Origin of the sequence: Janibacter sp. GXQ6167, assembly GCF_041365945.1 — a bacterium.
Taxonomy (GTDB): domain Bacteria; phylum Actinomycetota; class Actinomycetes; order Actinomycetales; family Dermatophilaceae; genus JBGFSK01.
The window spans coordinates 262530-277745 of sequence record NZ_JBGFSK010000004.1 but is presented as its reverse complement, the minus strand read 5'-3'; the positions used below and the strand labels follow the sequence as shown (position 1 = coordinate 277745).

General features: G+C 68.0%; 13 protein-coding genes and 1 tRNA gene. 10 read left to right on the top strand and 4 right to left on the bottom strand.

The genetic code is table 11. The features are described from left to right. Positions 1-29 precede the first annotated feature (29 nt). From ald to AB8K43_RS08115, 9 genes are all read left to right on the top strand, one after another. The gene (gene ald / locus AB8K43_RS08155) at positions 30-1145 is read left to right on the top strand and encodes an alanine dehydrogenase (protein WP_370893265.1); all 1116 of its coding nucleotides are present in this window, start codon (positions 30-32) and stop codon (positions 1143-1145) included. A 12-nt stretch (positions 1146-1157) separates the two neighbouring features. Further along, positions 1158-2111, top strand: coding sequence for a site-specific tyrosine recombinase XerD (locus tag AB8K43_RS08150; protein ID WP_370893263.1), 954 nt, complete (start codon positions 1158-1160; stop codon positions 2109-2111). A gap of 64 nt (positions 2112-2175) precedes the next feature. Continuing rightward, positions 2176-3063 (top strand): ParA family protein, encoded by an 888-nt coding sequence (locus AB8K43_RS08145; RefSeq protein WP_370893261.1) that lies wholly within the window; start codon positions 2176-2178, stop codon positions 3061-3063. Positions 3064-3071: 8 nt separating this feature from the next. Then, the gene (locus tag AB8K43_RS08140) at positions 3072-3914 is read left to right on the top strand and encodes a ScpA family protein (RefSeq protein WP_370893259.1); all 843 of its coding nucleotides are present in this window, start codon (positions 3072-3074) and stop codon (positions 3912-3914) included. Then, a complete protein-coding gene (gene scpB, locus AB8K43_RS08135; protein ID WP_370893257.1) occupies positions 3911-4516 on the top strand; it encodes an SMC-Scp complex subunit ScpB in 606 nt (201 codons plus the stop codon). Before AB8K43_RS08140 ends, scpB begins: the two co-directional genes overlap by 4 nt. Continuing rightward, positions 4513-5388, top strand: coding sequence for a pseudouridine synthase (locus tag AB8K43_RS08130; protein ID WP_370893255.1), 876 nt, complete (start codon positions 4513-4515; stop codon positions 5386-5388). Before scpB ends, AB8K43_RS08130 begins: the two co-directional genes overlap by 4 nt. Next, positions 5385-6518 (top strand): prephenate dehydrogenase, encoded by a 1134-nt coding sequence (locus tag AB8K43_RS08125; protein ID WP_370893254.1) that lies wholly within the window; start codon positions 5385-5387, stop codon positions 6516-6518. Before AB8K43_RS08130 ends, AB8K43_RS08125 begins: the two co-directional genes overlap by 4 nt. A gap of 21 nt (positions 6519-6539) precedes the next feature. Continuing rightward, positions 6540-8645 (top strand): bifunctional cytidylate kinase/GTPase Der, encoded by a 2106-nt coding sequence (der, locus tag AB8K43_RS08120; protein WP_370893252.1) that lies wholly within the window; start codon positions 6540-6542, stop codon positions 8643-8645. A 96-nt stretch (positions 8646-8741) separates the two neighbouring features. Continuing rightward, positions 8742-8815: transfer RNA gene (locus AB8K43_RS08115), tRNA-Pro, on the top strand. 193 nt (positions 8816-9008) lie between these two features. On the opposite strand, the gene AB8K43_RS08110 is transcribed toward AB8K43_RS08115, so the two are convergent. Continuing rightward, positions 9009-9998, bottom strand: a complete 990-nt coding sequence (locus AB8K43_RS08110; RefSeq protein ID WP_370893250.1) for a MalY/PatB family protein — start codon at positions 9996-9998, stop codon at positions 9009-9011. 35 nt (positions 9999-10033) lie between these two features. On the opposite strand from AB8K43_RS08110, the gene AB8K43_RS08105 reads away from it, so the two are divergent. Further along, positions 10034-11617 carry a recombinase family protein gene (locus AB8K43_RS08105; RefSeq protein ID WP_370893249.1) on the top strand — a complete coding sequence of 528 codons (1584 nt, stop codon included), beginning with the start codon at positions 10034-10036 and terminating at the stop codon, positions 11615-11617. A 902-nt stretch (positions 11618-12519) separates the two neighbouring features. On the opposite strand, the gene AB8K43_RS08100 is transcribed toward AB8K43_RS08105, so the two are convergent. The 3 genes from AB8K43_RS08100 to AB8K43_RS08090 all read right to left on the bottom strand — a co-directional run bounded on the left by AB8K43_RS08100 (position 12520) and on the right by AB8K43_RS08090 (position 15214). Continuing rightward, positions 12520-13275 carry a helix-turn-helix transcriptional regulator gene (locus AB8K43_RS08100; RefSeq protein ID WP_370893247.1) on the bottom strand — a complete coding sequence of 252 codons (756 nt, stop codon included), beginning with the start codon at positions 13273-13275 and terminating at the stop codon, positions 12520-12522. A gap of 218 nt (positions 13276-13493) precedes the next feature. Beyond that, a complete protein-coding gene (locus AB8K43_RS08095) occupies positions 13494-14294 on the bottom strand; it encodes an ABC transporter permease subunit (RefSeq protein WP_064319233.1) in 801 nt (266 codons plus the stop codon). After that, entirely contained in the window at positions 14291-15214 is a 924-nt protein-coding gene (locus AB8K43_RS08090; protein WP_370893244.1) for an ABC transporter ATP-binding protein, read from the bottom strand. Before AB8K43_RS08090 ends, AB8K43_RS08095 begins: the two co-directional genes overlap by 4 nt. Between the last annotated feature and the right edge of the window lie 2 nt (positions 15215-15216).

The following is a 15216-nucleotide window of genomic DNA, read 5'->3' as shown; positions in this document are numbered from 1 at the left end:
CCGCGCGTCAATCAAGGATCGGTGTCACGGTGAAGGTCGGAATCCCTCGCGAGGTCAAGAACAACGAGTACCGGGTGGGGATTACCCCGGTCGGCGTCCACGAACTGGTCGCGCGTGATCATGAGGTGCTGATCGAAAAGGGCGCCGGTGAGGGATCGTCGATCCCCGATGAGGACTTCGTCGCCCAAGGGGCCACGATCATCGACTCGGCCGACGAGCTCTGGGGCGCGTCCGACATGGTGATGAAGGTCAAGGAACCAGTCGCCGAGGAGTACCACCGCCTGCGCGAGGGGCTCACCCTCTTCACCTACCTCCACCTCGCCGCGGACGAGCCTCTGACCCGCGAACTCGTCGACAAGAAGGTCACCTCGATCGCCTACGAGACGGTCCAGATGCCCTCGGGCCTGCTGCCCCTGCTGTACCCGATGTCCGAGGTCGCCGGCTGTCTCGCGCCACAGGTCGGTGCCGCATCGATGATGCGCCCCGCCGGCGGGAGCGGCATGCTGATGGGTGGCGTCGGCGGTGTCGCCAACGCCAAGGTCGTCGTCCTCGGCGCCGGTGTCGCCGGCCAGAACGCCGCCAATATCGCCCTCGGGATGGGCGCGGAGGTGACCCTGCTCGACACCGATCTCGACAAGTTGCGGATGAGCTTTTGGCGCTACGGCAACCGGGTTCGCCAGATCGCCTCGTCAAAGCTCTCGGTGCGCGATGAGGTCCTGAGCGCCGACCTCGTGATCGGGACCGTGCTGATCCCGGGCGCCAAGGCCCCGAAGCTCGTGACCGACGACATGGTTGCCGAGATGAAGCCCGGTTCGGTCCTCGTCGATGTCGCGATCGACCAGGGCGGATGTTTCGAAGGGAGCCGCCCGACCACCCACGCCGACCCCACCTTCCGCGTCCACGACTCGGTCTACTACTGCGTGGCGAACATGCCGGGCGCCGTTCCGCACACCTCCACCTGGGCCCTGACGAATGCCACCTTGCGCTACGCGACCGCGCTCGCCGACAAGGGCTGGGAAGAGGCCATGCGCGAAGACACACCGCTGTCGCTGGGCCTTAACACCCACGCCGGTCACATCACCTGCGAAGGGGTCGCCGACGCCTTCGGCGAGTCGTACCACCCGGTCGCCGAGGTTCTCGGCTAAAACTGGGGCCCTATGACGACGACGATGGGTGGCGCGGTACGGGCCTGGCTCACCCATCTCCAGGTCGAAAAGGGCGTCTCGGCTCATACGCTCGCGGCGTATCGCCGCGACAGCACCCGCTATCTGGACTATCTCGGCGGGCTCGGGATCGACGATCCCGCCGAGATCGGTCCGGGACACCTGAGCGGATTCCTCACCGCCCTTCGCACCGGTGACGCCGATCATCGGCCGCTCGCCGCGAGTTCTGCGGCCCGCACTCTCGTGGCGGTTCGCGGGCTGCACCGCTTCCTCGCCGACGAGGGCATGACGAGCGACGACCCCGCCCGCGAGGTCGCGCCACCCGCGCCGCCTGCTCGCCTGCCGAAGGCGATTTCGCTTGATGACGTCACCCGGCTCATCGAGGCCGCTGGAGTCGGCGATGGGCCGGCCCCCCTACGCGATCGGGCCCTGCTGGAAGTGCTCTACGCCAGCGGCGCGCGCGTCTCCGAGGCGATCGGTATTGACCTTGACGACCTCGACCTCGACCGCGAGCGCGGGGGATCGGTCCGGCTCGTCGGGAAGGGGGACAAGGAGCGGGTCGTCCCCCTTGGGTCCTACGCTGTTGCCGCGATCGAGGCTTGGCTCGTCCAGGGGCGGCCGGACCTCGCGGCGAAGGGAGTGGGTGGCCCGGCGCTTTTCCTCGGCCAGCGTGGGCGACGACTCAGCCGGCAGGCGGCGTGGGCGGCGATCCAGCAGGCGGCCGAGCGGGCGCAGATCTCGGCCCACCTCTCCCCGCATACGCTGCGGCACTCCTTCGCGACCCATCTGCTCGAAGGGGGCGCCGACGTGCGCGTGGTCCAAGAGTTGCTCGGGCACGCGTCGGTCACGACGACCCAGATCTACACCCTGGTCACCGCCCAGCAACTGCGGGAGGTGTACGCCCAGAGTCACCCGCGCGCCCGCTCTATTTCGGGGCCCCGACATTGATAAGGTCGGCACGATCAGCGAGATGCTGACCGCCCCCACGACGAGATGGAAGTGATCCGCAATAGTGGCTTCGGAGCTCACGCCGTCGCTTGATATCGAGCACGGCCAAGACCGTCTCGGTCCGACCGGCCGCGTGATGCCTGACCTGCCCGCGCCCGCGCCGCTCGCGTCCCACGGCCCGGCGCGGATCATCGCCATGTGCAATCAAAAGGGCGGGGTCGGCAAGACGACCACGACGATCAACCTCGGGGCGGCGCTCGCGGAGTACGGGCGCAAGGTGCTCCTGATCGACTTCGACCCGCAGGGGGCCCTGTCCGTCGGCCTCGGCGTACCCACCCACCAGTTGGACGTCACGATCTACAACCTGCTCGTCGAGCGCGGGCATGACATCCGCGATGTCATCGCCCACACCTCGGTCCCCGGCCTCGACATCGTCCCGGCCAATATCGACCTGTCCGCCGCCGAGGTCCAGCTCGTCGGGGAAGTCGCCCGCGAGCAGATCCTGGCCCGGGTCCTGCGCCCAGTCCTCGACGACTACGACGTCATCATGATCGACTGTCAGCCCTCCCTCGGGCTGCTCACGGTCAACGCCCTCACCGCCGCTCACGGCGTGATCATTCCGCTCGAGACCGAGTACTTCGCGATGCGCGGCGTTGCCCTGCTCGTGGAGACGATCGAGAAGATCACCGACCGGCTCAACCCGCGCCTCACGATCGATGGGATCGTCGCGACGATGTACGACGGCCGGACCCTGCACAGCCGGGAGGTCGTCGGGAGCGTCGTCGACCACTTCGGCGATCAGGTCTTCCACACCGTCATCTCGCGCACCGTGAAGTTCCCCGACGCGACGCTCGCCGCCGAGCCGATCACGACCTATGCCTCCGGCCACAGCGGCGCCGAGGCCTACCGTCAGCTCGCCCGCGAACTGATTGCGCGCGGCGGCGCCGCGTAAGGCTCGCGATGACCGAGCCGCCCTCGGTGCCGGGCGGGGTTCTCACCCGGCGGGCGGCGCCCCAGGAGTTCACCGTCCACCTCGAAAACTTCGAGGGACCCTTTGACCTGCTCCTCGGTCTGATCAGCAAGCACCAACTCGATGTCACCGAGATCGCGCTGGCGCGGGTCACCGACGAGTTCCTCGTGCATCTGAAGGCCCTCCAGGCCGGTGCCGGCTGGGATCTCGGACAGACCTCGGAGTTCCTCCTCGTCGCGGCGACCTTGCTCGACCTCAAGGCTGCGCGGCTGCTGCCCGGGTCGGGACCCGATGACGAAGAGGACCTGGCGCTGATCGAGGCGCGCGATCTCCTCTTCGCCCGCCTCTTGCAGTACCGCGCGTTTAAGGAGGTCGCGGGGCGCTTCGGTGAGCAACTGACCCGTAACGCCGCGATGGTGCCCCGCACCGCTGGCCTCGAGGCCCGCTTCGCCGCGCTGCTACCCGAGGTCGTCCTCAACGTCTCGCCGGAGCAATTGGCGATGATCGCGGCGACCGCCCTCACCCCGAAGGCTCCGCCGACGGTGGGGCTGGCCCACCTTCACGCGACGACCGTCAGCGTGCGCGAGCAGGCGACCCTGCTGGCCGAGCGATTGCGCCGAGAGCAGGTGTGCTCCTTCCGCGCGCTGGTGCGTGATGCGGATTCGACGATGATGATCGTGGCGCGCTTCCTCGCCATCTTGGAGCTCTACCGCGAGCAGGCCGTGACCTTTGAGCAGGCCGAGGCCCTCGGCGAGCTCACCGTCCGCTGGATCACCGACGACCAGGCGGTGGTCGAGGTGAGCGACGAGTTCGACGAGTTGGAGATGCCATGAGCGAGCACGACGATCAGCACACCCAGATCGCCTTCGATGTCGGCGAACTCCCCGGCGGCTTGCCGGGCGCGATCCAGGCCGTCCTCATGGTGGTCGAGGAGCCGGTGAGCGCGCTCACCTTGGCCTCGGCGCTGCAGGCCCCGCTTGACGAGGTCGAAGAGCAGCTCGCGCTCCTCGCCGAGCGCTACTCCGACGGGCGCGATGGCTTCACGGTTCGTCACGTCGGGGGCGGGTGGCGGTTTTATAGCCACGCTGCGTACGCGCCGGTGATCGAGCGCTTCATTCTCGACGGCCAGCAGGCGCGCCTCACCCAAGCGTCTTTGGAGACGCTTGCGGTCATCGCGTACCGTCAGCCGATCTCGCGCGGGCGGATCGGCGCGGTCCGTGGCGTGAGTGTCGATGGGGTCGTGCGGACGCTGCTCACTCGTGGTCTCATCGAAGAGGTGAGCCACGACGGCGAGAGTGGTGCCACGCTCTATGGCACGACCGATTACTTCCTTGAGCGGATGGGCCTCACAACCCTCGACGACCTGCCCGCTATCGCTCCCTACCTCCCGGAGGCCGACATGCTCGATGAGATCACCGACGAGGGCCGGTCATGACCCCGCCCCGCGAGCGCCGTGGCGGCGCCCCGAAGCGTTCCGGTGGTGGCGGGCCGCGTCGCGGCAGCACCGCGAGGACGCGCTCCGGTCAGCCGACCGCACCACCGAAGCCCCGGCCGCAGGCCCCGCAGGTCGATGTCCACGACCCCGATGGTGTCCGCTTGCAGAAGTTGCTCGCCGGGGCCGGGGTGGGTTCCCGCAGGGCGTGCGAGGAGTTGATCACCCAGGGCCGAGTCGAGGTCGACGGTCAGGTCGTCACCGAGCTCGGCGTGCGCGTGGACCCCTCTCGGCAGAAGGTGCACGTCGACGGTGAGCGGGTGCAACTCGACGAGAGCCGGGTCTACCTCGCCTTTAACAAACCGCTCGGTGTGGTCACCACGATGAACGACGAACTCGGTCGTCCGTCGATCGGTGATTACCTCGTCTCGCGGCCCGAGCGGCTCTTCCACGTCGGGCGGCTCGATGCCGACACCGAGGGATTGCTGCTCCTGACGAACGACGGGGACCTCGCGCACCGTCTGCAGCACCCGCAGTACGGCGTGCTGAAGACCTATGTCGCCGAGGTGCCGGGCCCCCTTCCGAAGGACCTCGGTCGGACGCTGCGGGCCGGGATCCAGCTCGAGGACGGCCCGGTCGCGGTCGACTCCTTCAAGGTCATCGACTCTCGGCCCGGCAAGGCGCTCGTCGAGGTGATCTTGCACGAGGGGCGCAAGCACATCGTGCGGCGCATGCTCGAAGCCGTCGGCCACCCCGTGATCACCCTCGTGCGCACTCAGGTCGGACCCATCCAACTCGGCAACACCAAGTCCGGGCGGTGGCGCGCCCTGACGCGCCAGGAAATCGGCCAGCTCTACAAGGCTGCGGGGCTGTGAGCGCGATCCCCACGCGGGTCGATCTGCCCCCGGTGCGGATCATCGGGACCGGGCTGATCGGGACGAGCATTGGCTTGGCCCTGCGCCGGGTTGGCGTCGACCCCCTTCTGCAGGACCAGTCCACGACCGCGATGGCGCTCGCGCGCGATCTCGGCGCTGGCCGGATGGGCCCGCGGCTCGGCTACGACGACGAGGGCACCGAAGAGCCGGGGCTCGTCATCGTCGCCATCCCGCCCGATATCACGCCGCGCATCGTCGCCGACGCTCTCGAGCGATGGCCGGGGGCCGTCGTGACCGACGTGGCCTCCGTGAAGGGGGTGGTGCTCGCCGATCTGGTCCGCCTCGGTGCTCCGCTGGAGCGGTACGTCGGATCCCACCCGATGGCCGGGCGTGAACGCAGCGGCGCGATCGCCGCGCGCCCCGACCTCTTCCAGGGCCGCGCGTGGGTGATCTGTGTCGAAGAGGAGACCCACGAGGCCTCGATCGCGCTCATCGAGCGCCTGGCGCACGCCGTCGGCGCGGCGGTCACCCGCCTCACCGCCACCGAACACGACGCCGCCGTCGCTGCGGTCTCGCACGTGCCGCAGGTCGCGGCCAGCCTCGTCGCGGCTCGGCTCGAAGACCTGACGGAGGACGCCGTCGGCCTCGCCGGGCAGGGAGTTCGCGATGTCACCCGGATCGCGGCCAGTGAGCCCAGCCTCTGGACCCAAATCCTCGCGGGCAATGCCGCGGCGGTGCGCGATGTCCTCGCGGTCGTGCGCGATGACCTGAGCGCCCTGGTCGATGCGCTCGGCGAACTCGGTGACGGGCTCGACCGGGACGCACCCGGCGCGCGGGCCGTGCTCGCCAAGGCAATCGCCGATGGCAATGCCGGCCGCGCTCGGATCCCGGGCAAGCATGGCGCGGCGCCGACGCTTTACACGATCGTCTCCGTGGTCGTCGGGGATGCCCCCGGCGAGCTCGCGCGACTACTGGCCGATATCGGCGAGGCCGGGGTCAACCTCGAAGACATGCGCCTCGACCACGGGCTCGGCTTGCCCTTCGGCATCGCCGATATCTCCGTGCTTCCGTCTGCCGCGGGGCATCTTGAGGACGCCCTGACCGCCAAAGGATGGCAACTGCACGGCTGAGCCACGATTAGGCTGAGCTGCATGTCTACCCCCTTCGTCGTCGCCATTGATGGGCCCTCGGGCTCGGGCAAGTCCAGCGTGTCCAAGGCCGTCGCCGCGCGGCTCGGAGCGGGCTACCTCGACACCGGTGCCATGTATCGGGCCCTCACCTGGTGGTGCCTCGAGCGCGGTCTGGACCTTCAGGACCAAGACGCGATCGCGACCGCGGCGGTCGAGTTGCCGCTCGCGATCGGGGATGACCCGCAAGAGCCGGCCCTCGAGGTCGACGGCACCGATATCGTCTCCGCGATCCGTGGACCCGAGGTCACCAGTGCCGTCTCGGCCGTCGCGACCAATCCCGGTGTGCGCTCCGAGATGCAACGCCGCCAGCGCGAACTCATCGCCCGGATCGCGCGGTCGCGCGGGGGAGTGGTCGCCGAAGGGCGTGACATCACCACCGTGGTCGCGCCGGAGGCGGATGTGCGTCTGCTCATCACCGCCAGCGAGGACGCGCGTCTTCGTCGCCGGTCGACCGAGCTGCACGGTCACGCCGATGACAGCGCCGTCGAGGCGACCCGGGACCAGATCGTGCGCCGCGACCGCGATGACTCGACGGTCTCGCAGTTCACGACCGCGGCCGACGGGGTCACCCTGCTGGATACCTCGGAGTTGAGCTTCGACGAGAGCGTCGAGGCGGTGCTCGACATCGTCGAGGAGACCCGGGGTCTCGAGCGGGCGCTGCGGGCAGGGCTCGAAGAGGTCGAGCTCACCGATGAAGACCGGGCGCTGATCGATGGCTACCAGAGCCTCGATGAAGAGGTGGTCGACGGCCCCCTTCCGGTCGTCGCGATTATCGGGCGACCCAATGTCGGCAAGTCCACGCTCGTGAACCGCATCCTGCGCCGCCGCGAGGCCGTCGTCGAGGACACCCCGGGCGTGACCCGGGACCGCGTTGCGTACGAGGGGGAGTGGACCGGGCGCCGGTTCACCCTGCTCGACACCGGTGGGTGGGAGAGCAGCGCTGCCGGGATTGACCTGCGGGTCGCCGAGCAGGCCGAGGCCGCGATCGACCTCGCCGATGCCGTCGTCTTCGTCGTCGATGCCCTCGTCGGTGCCACCGATGATGATGAGGCGGTCGTGAAACTGCTGCGCCGTTCCGGCAAGCCGGTGGTGCTCGTCGCCAACAAGGTCGACGACCAGCGCCAGGAGGCCGACGCCGCAGCCCTGTGGAATCTCGGTCTCGGGCAGCCCTGGCCGGTCTCCGCCCTGCACGGGCGGGGTTCGGGTGACGCCCTCGACGCCGTCGTGGAGGTCCTCCCGGAGGTCTCGGCGCACGCGCCGCTGCACCCGACCGATGGCCTGCGTCGCGTGGCCCTGATCGGCCGGCCCAATGTCGGCAAATCGAGCCTGCTCAACAAGCTCGCCCGCGAGGACCGGGTCGTCGTCGACGATGTCGCCGGGACAACGCGGGACCCGGTCGATGAGGTCGTCGAACTCGGCGGGCGCCTCTGGCGTTTTGTCGATACCGCCGGGATCCGCCGCCGCGTGCACCAGACCCGAGGCGCCGACTTCTACGCCTCGCTGCGCACCCAGACCGCGCTAGAAAAGGCCGAGGTCGCGGTCGTGCTCATCGACGCCGAGCAGAGCATCGCCGAGCAAGACCTGCGGATCATCGGCCAGGTCGTCGAGGCCGGGCGTGCGCTCGTGATCGCCTACAACAAGTGGGATCTGCTCGATGAGGAACGCCGCTACTACTTAGAGCGCGAGATCGAGCGCGAACTCGTGCAGGTGCAGTGGGCGCCGCGGGTCAACATCTCCGCGCAGACCGGGCGCCACGTCGAAAAGTTGGTCCCGGCTCTCGAGCGGTCACTCGCGTCCTGGGACACCCGGATCCCGACGTCGCGCCTGAACGCCATGCTCGGCGAGATCGTCGCTGCGCACCCGCACCCGGTGCGTGGTGGGAAGCAGCCGCGCATCCTCTTCGCCACCCAGGCCTCGACGCGTCCGCCGCGCTTCGTGATCTTCGCCAGTGGCTTCATCGAGGCGGGGTACCGCCGCTTCCTCGAGCGGCGGATTCGCGAGGAGTTCGGCTTCGAGGGGACCCCCATCGAGGTGTCGGTTCGGGTCCGCGAGAAGCGTCGGCGCTAACGCGCCTGCTCGCCGGGAGGGGAGGCCCCCGACCCGATTCGGTCGAAGCCGGATCGCTGCGCTAAGGTGACGCAGGCTCGCCTGGCGAGCACGAAACGGGCTGTGGCGCAGTTTGGTAGCGCACTTGACTGGGGGTCAAGGGGTCGCAGGTTCAAATCCTGTCAGCCCGACGTTTTCGCGAAGGTCCCGGGAAGTTCCAGTTATCTCTTGGAACTCCCCGGGACTTTCGGATTTTCTGGGGAAGTTCAGCGCCCCGCCTCCGCCCGGCGGGGTTGCCCGGGTCCCGGGAAATTCCAGTTTTCTCCTGGAACTCCAGGGGAAAACGGGAGTTTCCGGGGACAACGGATGGGGCTGTGTTTCGCGCTAGAGCGCGGCCGAAATCCGGATGATCGCCTCGGTGAGGATCTCGGGGGAGGTCGCGGTGTTGATGCGGACAAAACCCTCGCCCCCTGGGCCGAAGCTCGGTCCAGGGTTGAGCGCGACCCGAGCCCGATCGAGGAGCGCCGCTGCGGGGTCATCACCGAGACCGTAGGCCGTGAGATCCAGCCACGCGAGATAGGTCGCCTCGTGCGGTTGCCAGCGCGCATCCGGTAGGTGCTCGGCGAGAAGGTCCGCGAGCAGGCTCCGGTTGGCGCCGAGATCGCTCACCAGATCGGCGAGCCAGTCCGCACCGTGATCCATCGCCGCCACGTGCGCCTGGACCGCCATGTGGCTCGCGCTGAAACTCGCCAGCGGAGGCACCCGGGTCATCGCGGCGGTGGCGTCGGCGCCGGGGACGATGGCCGCTGATTTCAGCGCCGCGAGATTCCACCCCTTCGCCGGAGAGATGACACTGATCGCCCGCGACCCGCCCGACACGGTCTGGACGGGCACGAACTCGGCCCCCGGCAGGACCAGGGGAGCGTGGATCTCATCGACCACGACGCTCACGTCGTGCTGATCGGCGAGGGCCATGACCGCTTCGAGTTCGGCCGCAGTGTGGGCGACCCCCGTGGGATTGTGCGGGCTCGCAAGAAGTAGCGCCGCTCGCGGCGCCCGCCGACGTGCCGCGGCCATCGCGTCACCGAGCGCGTCGAGATCCAAGCGGCCCGAGGTAAGAAGGGGGACCATCACGAGTTCGCGCCCGATGTCCTTCACGACCCAGTGGAAGGGGGGATAGACCGGCACCGTGATCAGGACCGGGTCGCCAGGGTCGGTGACCGCCGAGAGCGCGTGCCCGACTCCACTCATGACATCGGTCACGAGCCGGCTCGCTCCCGGATCACTGCGCCACCCCCACGCGGCCTCCGTCCAGCGCGCGACCGCTTCCAGGTAGGTACCGGCCACCGGATAGCCGAGGTTCTGTAAACGCACCTACCTCTCACTGCGAGCAGGAAGGTGGGCCGGAGATGGGCCACGACAAGCAGGAACAGCAGGAACAGGCCACGATGCCGGGGTCGTCGTTGCGGGCGGCGGTGTACGTCCGCATCAGTGATGACCCGGAGGGAACCGAACGCGGGGTGGATCGGCAGGAGGCCGACTGCCGCGCCTATGCGGCCGCGCACGGCTGGGAGGTCGTTGCGGTGTTTCGGGAGAATGACACGTCGGCGTTCAAGCAGCGCACGATCACGTTGCCCAGCGGTGAGCGGGTGCGGCGGGTGATCCGCCCGGAGTTCCGCACCATGCTTCGACACCTGGCCGACGGGCAGGCGCAGGTGATGGTCGCCTACGACCTGGATCGCGCTGTACGCGACCCGAGGGACTTGGAGGACTTGATCGACGCGAAGGTGCTCGCCGGGTTCGGGGTCCGCTCGGTGACCGGCTCCCTCCGACTGGACACCGATTCGGATGTGGCGATGGCCAGGGTGCTGGTCGCGATGGCGAACAAGTCCAGCGCGGACACCGCGCGGCGGGTGGCGCGGGCGGCGAAGCAGCAGGCCATTGAGGGCGCTTGGCATGGGGGCCGGGTGCCGTTCGGGTACCGGGCCGAGTCGGGCAACCTCGTCATCGACCCGGTCACGGGGCCGATGGTGGCCGAGGCAGCGCAGCGGGTGCTGTCGGGTGAGTCGTTGTACCGGATCGAGAAGGACTGGAATCAGCGCGGGGTGCTGACCACGCATGGGTGCGCGTGGTCGGACAGGACGCTCAAACTGATGCTGCGCAACCCCTCGATCAAGGGGGTGCGGGAGTACCGGCCGATGCTGCCGGACGGCACGCGCGCAAAGACCTCACAAATGCAGGTGAAGGCGGTCTGGCCCGCGATCCTGGACGAGGACACCTGGCAGCAGGTCTGCGATGTGCTCGACGCGCGGAAGCAGGCGCGGAACTTCCATCAGCCCGGCACCGGGGCGGCGAAGCGCATGTATCCGTTCTCGGGGCTGATCCGCTGCTCGGACTGCGGGCGGGCGATGATGCACCGGGGCGACGTGTACCAGTGCGTGCAGTCCACACGGGGCGGCTGCCACCGCTCGATCCGCTCCGCCGAAATCACCCGGCTCGTGGAGGAGGCGGTGCTGGCGACGTTCGAGCAGATCACCCTCAACCCCACCACCCGGAGAACCCCGAGCGCGGACGCGGGGGCGCGGGTCGGGCTCGCAGCGAGGCTCGACGCCGACCGGGAACGCCTCGCCAGGCTGGACGACGACCACTACGACGGCCTGATTGACAAGGCGATGTGGGTTCGGCAGCGGACACGGATCGCGGAACGGATCGAGGCCAAGCGCCGCGAGTACGCCGCCGCGATACCCGAGCATGCCGGGCCGGGCATCGACATGACCACCGTCGCCAAGGAATGGGTCGGGCGAACCCCGATGTGGCAGTACCAGGCGACCAGCCTGATCCTTCAAGCCGTGCTCGTTCACGCCCATCCCGCCGACATGATGACCGCCGTACCCAAGCGCCGCAACGAGACCGTCGAGGCGTTCCACGCCCGCCGTGACGCGCACCGCGCTGAGGTGCTGGCCCGCCGGGTCGAGTTCGTCTGGCGCGCCTGACCCTCCGGCGAGGCTCTATCGGCCCCGCATCCTGGCTGGACGCGACGGTCAGGAGGCGGGGCCTTCCCCTGCCGTGACAGCGGTTCCCCGCGTGGGTCGAGGTGCGGCGCACAGTTCCCGCAGCTCGGCCAGCACGGTCGGGTCGCTCACCCCCGGCCCGAGGCCCTGGGCCTCGCGGCTGCGCCGGGCCAGGCGCGCCCCGAACGACTCGGGGGCATCGCTGGGCGGTTGGGGTTCGGTGGTGGTCGTGGTGGTCGGTGCTGTGGTCGTCATGGAGGACAGGTACGACCGCCCGACCACACATCTAGTATTCGTTGCACGATTGAGGTACTATATGCAGACTTATCCACAGGGTGAGCGGTCGGCGCGGGCCGCGCAGCGGGGCAGGTCACGGTGGTGCCGAATCGGCACCCCCGTGACCCCCCACTCAGGGCGAGGAACCGCGAGTTCTCCGGTGGTGGTGATTCACGACCACCGCGAACGATGCGAAACCCCAGGTCGCACGGTGGGGTCAACTTGGCACCACCGTGACGGGGCCGAAAAATTTCCCGGGGCCGTGGACGGTGCGAGAAAATTTCGCACACCGTCACCCCGGTAACGACGGTGACGGCGAGTTGCAGGCACCGTACACCCCGTATCCGCACGCCGCTGGTGCCGCCGATTCGACGGCACCACGCCCGCCCCGTCAGCGATGAGGCACGGTCTGGGCGCCACATGCCGGTGACGACACGGGAGTTGAACTGATCCGTTTCCCCTCGCACACGAAATCACGAATCGGCGTTCTGCCGCATGATTCCGCGGTTTCTGCGAGGCTTGCCTGTGGATAACTCCACCGCGATACGCACCCCTACGCGGTCGGTAGCACATGAGTCAGCACATGAAAGGTACCGCTCCCCGTCACATCACACCTCACGGTGCGCGTCGCAGGCAGCCCGAGCGACGGCAACGCCTGGCCCCTCGCGGCTTTCGGTCGGTGGCCCGTAGCGGCGATAGTGAATCGGGGTGACTCCCATGTATCGGCGGAACGCTCGCGAGGCGACGCCGCTGTGGTAGCACCAGCCGACTCGCTCGGCAATGACGGTTACGAGCAGGTCGGTTTCGCGGATCAGGCGCGCCATTTCCTGCACCCGGAGCATCGAGAGGTACGCCAACGGCGTGATTCCGAAAGCCTCTTTGAATACTCGGCTGAGCTGGCTTGGCGAGAGACAAGCATGCGCAGCCAAGGCGTCCAGTGGCCAGTGTCGCGCTATGTCGCTGTGCATGAGTGCCGCTACTCGTGCGGCTTCACGACGAACCGGACGAAACGCCCGCCAGCGCGGTGGTGCGATGCGCACGGCACGTTGTCTCGCTGTGAGAGGCGGTACTTCGACTGCTGCGTGTCGGATATGCGGCGTGATCGCTTCCAACACCATCATCAGGAGCGCATGGGCGCGGAAGTACCCTGCTGCGTCCTGCGCGGCTTTAGTTCGGGTGGCGAGTTCATCGAGGATCGGCCCCAGTCGTTCGACCTCGCGTTCTCCAAGGCGAAGCACCTGAACCGGTTCGGGGTAGAGTCTGGCGGCGAGTTCACGGGCTGCGTCGCGGTCGGGGATCAGATCGAGGTGCTGCCAGAACAAGTGGTCGATGAGATAGTCGGTATCGATCAGAAGCGTGGTCATGCATACTTGGCCCTCGGGTTCGTATCCGAGCACCGCCCCCGGCGCAATGAGCACGGCATCCCCACAAGCGGCAGTGCGCAGCTTCGAGTCGTCGGCAAGGAGAACAGAGCCGTCGCGCACTACGACCACGCGCACGCAGTCGTACCCGGTGGCCCTCGTTATGCGTCGAGAGGATTGCGAGCTGCATCGCACAGCCGCCATGCTCTGAACGCTTGAGGTCATGCTGTTCTGATGGTGCGTCGTCGTATCGCGATCAGCCCGATGACGGCGAGCACGATGCTGCCGCCGATGAGCAGGGCGATTCCTGTTCCGTCGAACCCGTTCTCAAGGGGTTTCTCGCCGAGCGCCCAATGCCAGGGGGATGCGGCAGCGAGCCCGTCGAGTGATTCGATCATCGGGAGCAGCGCGTAGACCAGGTAGCCCAGTACGAGCACCCCGAACGATCCGGCGAGTACGATCCCGGCGCGCAGTCCGAGCCCCGCGAGCGCCAGCGCGAGCGCAGCGTGCAGCAGCGCGAGGAGGAAGATGCTCAGGGTCGCTGCGACAACGCCCTCCGTGTCGAGTTCCATGTCCAGGGCAGGTGCTCCGAAGCCGACTGTGACTCCGACCAGGAGGGCGATGCCAGCCAGCACAAGGACGACGGAGACGAAGCGGTTGAGATAGACGCTGACCCTGCTGACGGGAAGCGCGAGGAGAAGTTCCAGCCGCCCGGCATCCTCGTCGCCTGCGGTCAAGGCGTTCATGTGCATGATCCCGAGCACCGCGAACAGCAGTGGCAGGAGGAGCGCGTAGAGGTTGCCGTTCAGGAATCCGGCCGGGGATGCCAGTGCTTCGAGGCCGAGTGCGGCGATGAGTTCGGGCGACATGCCGCTGACGAGCGATTCGAGCGACCCCGATTCGTTCATGGACGGCCAGACCGCCAGCACAGATGCCGTGAGGATGAGCAGCGCGATGCCCCAGACGAGTGCGCTGCGTCGCTGTGCGCCGAGGCCCCGGTTCAGAAGTTCCGCGTTCATCATGCGCTCCTTTCCACAAGTGCTGGGGTGGTGTCTTGGCTGCGGTAGTAGGACATGAATGCCGTCTCAAGGTCGGGCTCAGGTGCAGTAAGCGATTCAAGTTCGTACTCGGCGAGCTTTTGTAGAAGCGGGCGCGGCGGGCCAGCCCATTGAATCCTCAACTCGCCCGGCTGCGGAGACTCGATAGCTCCCACCCCTGCGAGTGACGCAAGCGCGGACAGATCGGGTACAGCATCGGCGAACACCGCACGGAACTCTTGCGCGGCACCCTTGCGGAGTTTCGCAGTCGGGCCGTCGGCCACAACAGCCCCGGCCCTGATGACGATGATCCGCTCTGCGATCCGCTCGACTTCGCTGAGGATGTGCGACGACAGCAGCACACTCGTGCCAGTCGCGGTGACCTCTTCGAGGATTGACATGAACTCGTTCTGCACCAGCGGGTCGAGACCATTGGTGGGCTCATCGAGAATCAAGAGCTCGGGGCGCGACATCAAAGCGCCGACAAGCGCGAGCTTGCGCCTGTTTCCGGTCGAGGGGCCGCGCACATGCCGACCCATTTGCACCCCGAGCCGGTCAATGAGGCTGTCGCGGAACGCCTCATCGACTCCGCCGCGAAGTCGCGCCCAGCTTTTCAGGGTCGCGGCCACGGTCAGCCTGTCGTCGAGGCGGAGTTCTCCTGGCGAGTACCCGACCCGCGTGCGTGCGGCCCGGTTGCGCAGCGGATCTTCGCCGAAGAGTCGTACCGTGCCCGAGCTTGGCATTGAGAGTCCGAGCATCATACGAATCGTGGTGCTCTTGCCCGCTCCGTTCGGCCCGAGGAACCCGAGCACGGTTCCCGGTTCGAGCTCGAGGTCGAGGTCTTGAACGGCGGCCAAGTTGCCGAACCGCTTGGTCAGCTTCTCGCATTGAATGATCGGAGGCATGG

Bases quoted from the DNA above. Each gene is read 5' to 3' on its own strand.
- AB8K43_RS08150 (WP_370893263.1), top strand. From the start codon at position 1,158: ATGACGACGACGATGGGTGGCGCGGTACGGGCCTGGCTCACCCATCTC.
- AB8K43_RS08140 (WP_370893259.1), top strand. From the start codon at position 3,072: ATGACCGAGCCGCCCTCGGTGCCGGGCGGGGTTCTCACCCGGCGGGCG.
- scpB (WP_370893257.1), top strand. From the start codon at position 3,911: ATGAGCGAGCACGACGATCAGCACACCCAGATCGCCTTCGATGTCGGC.
- AB8K43_RS08130 (WP_370893255.1), top strand. From the start codon at position 4,513: ATGACCCCGCCCCGCGAGCGCCGTGGCGGCGCCCCGAAGCGTTCCGGT.
- der (WP_370893252.1), top strand. From the start codon at position 6,540: ATGTCTACCCCCTTCGTCGTCGCCATTGATGGGCCCTCGGGCTCGGGC.
- AB8K43_RS08105 (WP_370893249.1), top strand. From the start codon at position 10,034: ATGGGCCACGACAAGCAGGAACAGCAGGAACAGGCCACGATGCCGGGG.
- AB8K43_RS08100 (WP_370893247.1), bottom strand. From the start codon at position 13,275: ATGACCACGCTTCTGATCGATACCGACTATCTCATCGACCACTTGTTC.
- AB8K43_RS08095 (WP_064319233.1), bottom strand. From the start codon at position 14,294: ATGATGAACGCGGAACTTCTGAACCGGGGCCTCGGCGCACAGCGACGC.
- AB8K43_RS08090 (WP_370893244.1), bottom strand. From the start codon at position 15,214: ATGCCTCCGATCATTCAATGCGAGAAGCTGACCAAGCGGTTCGGCAAC.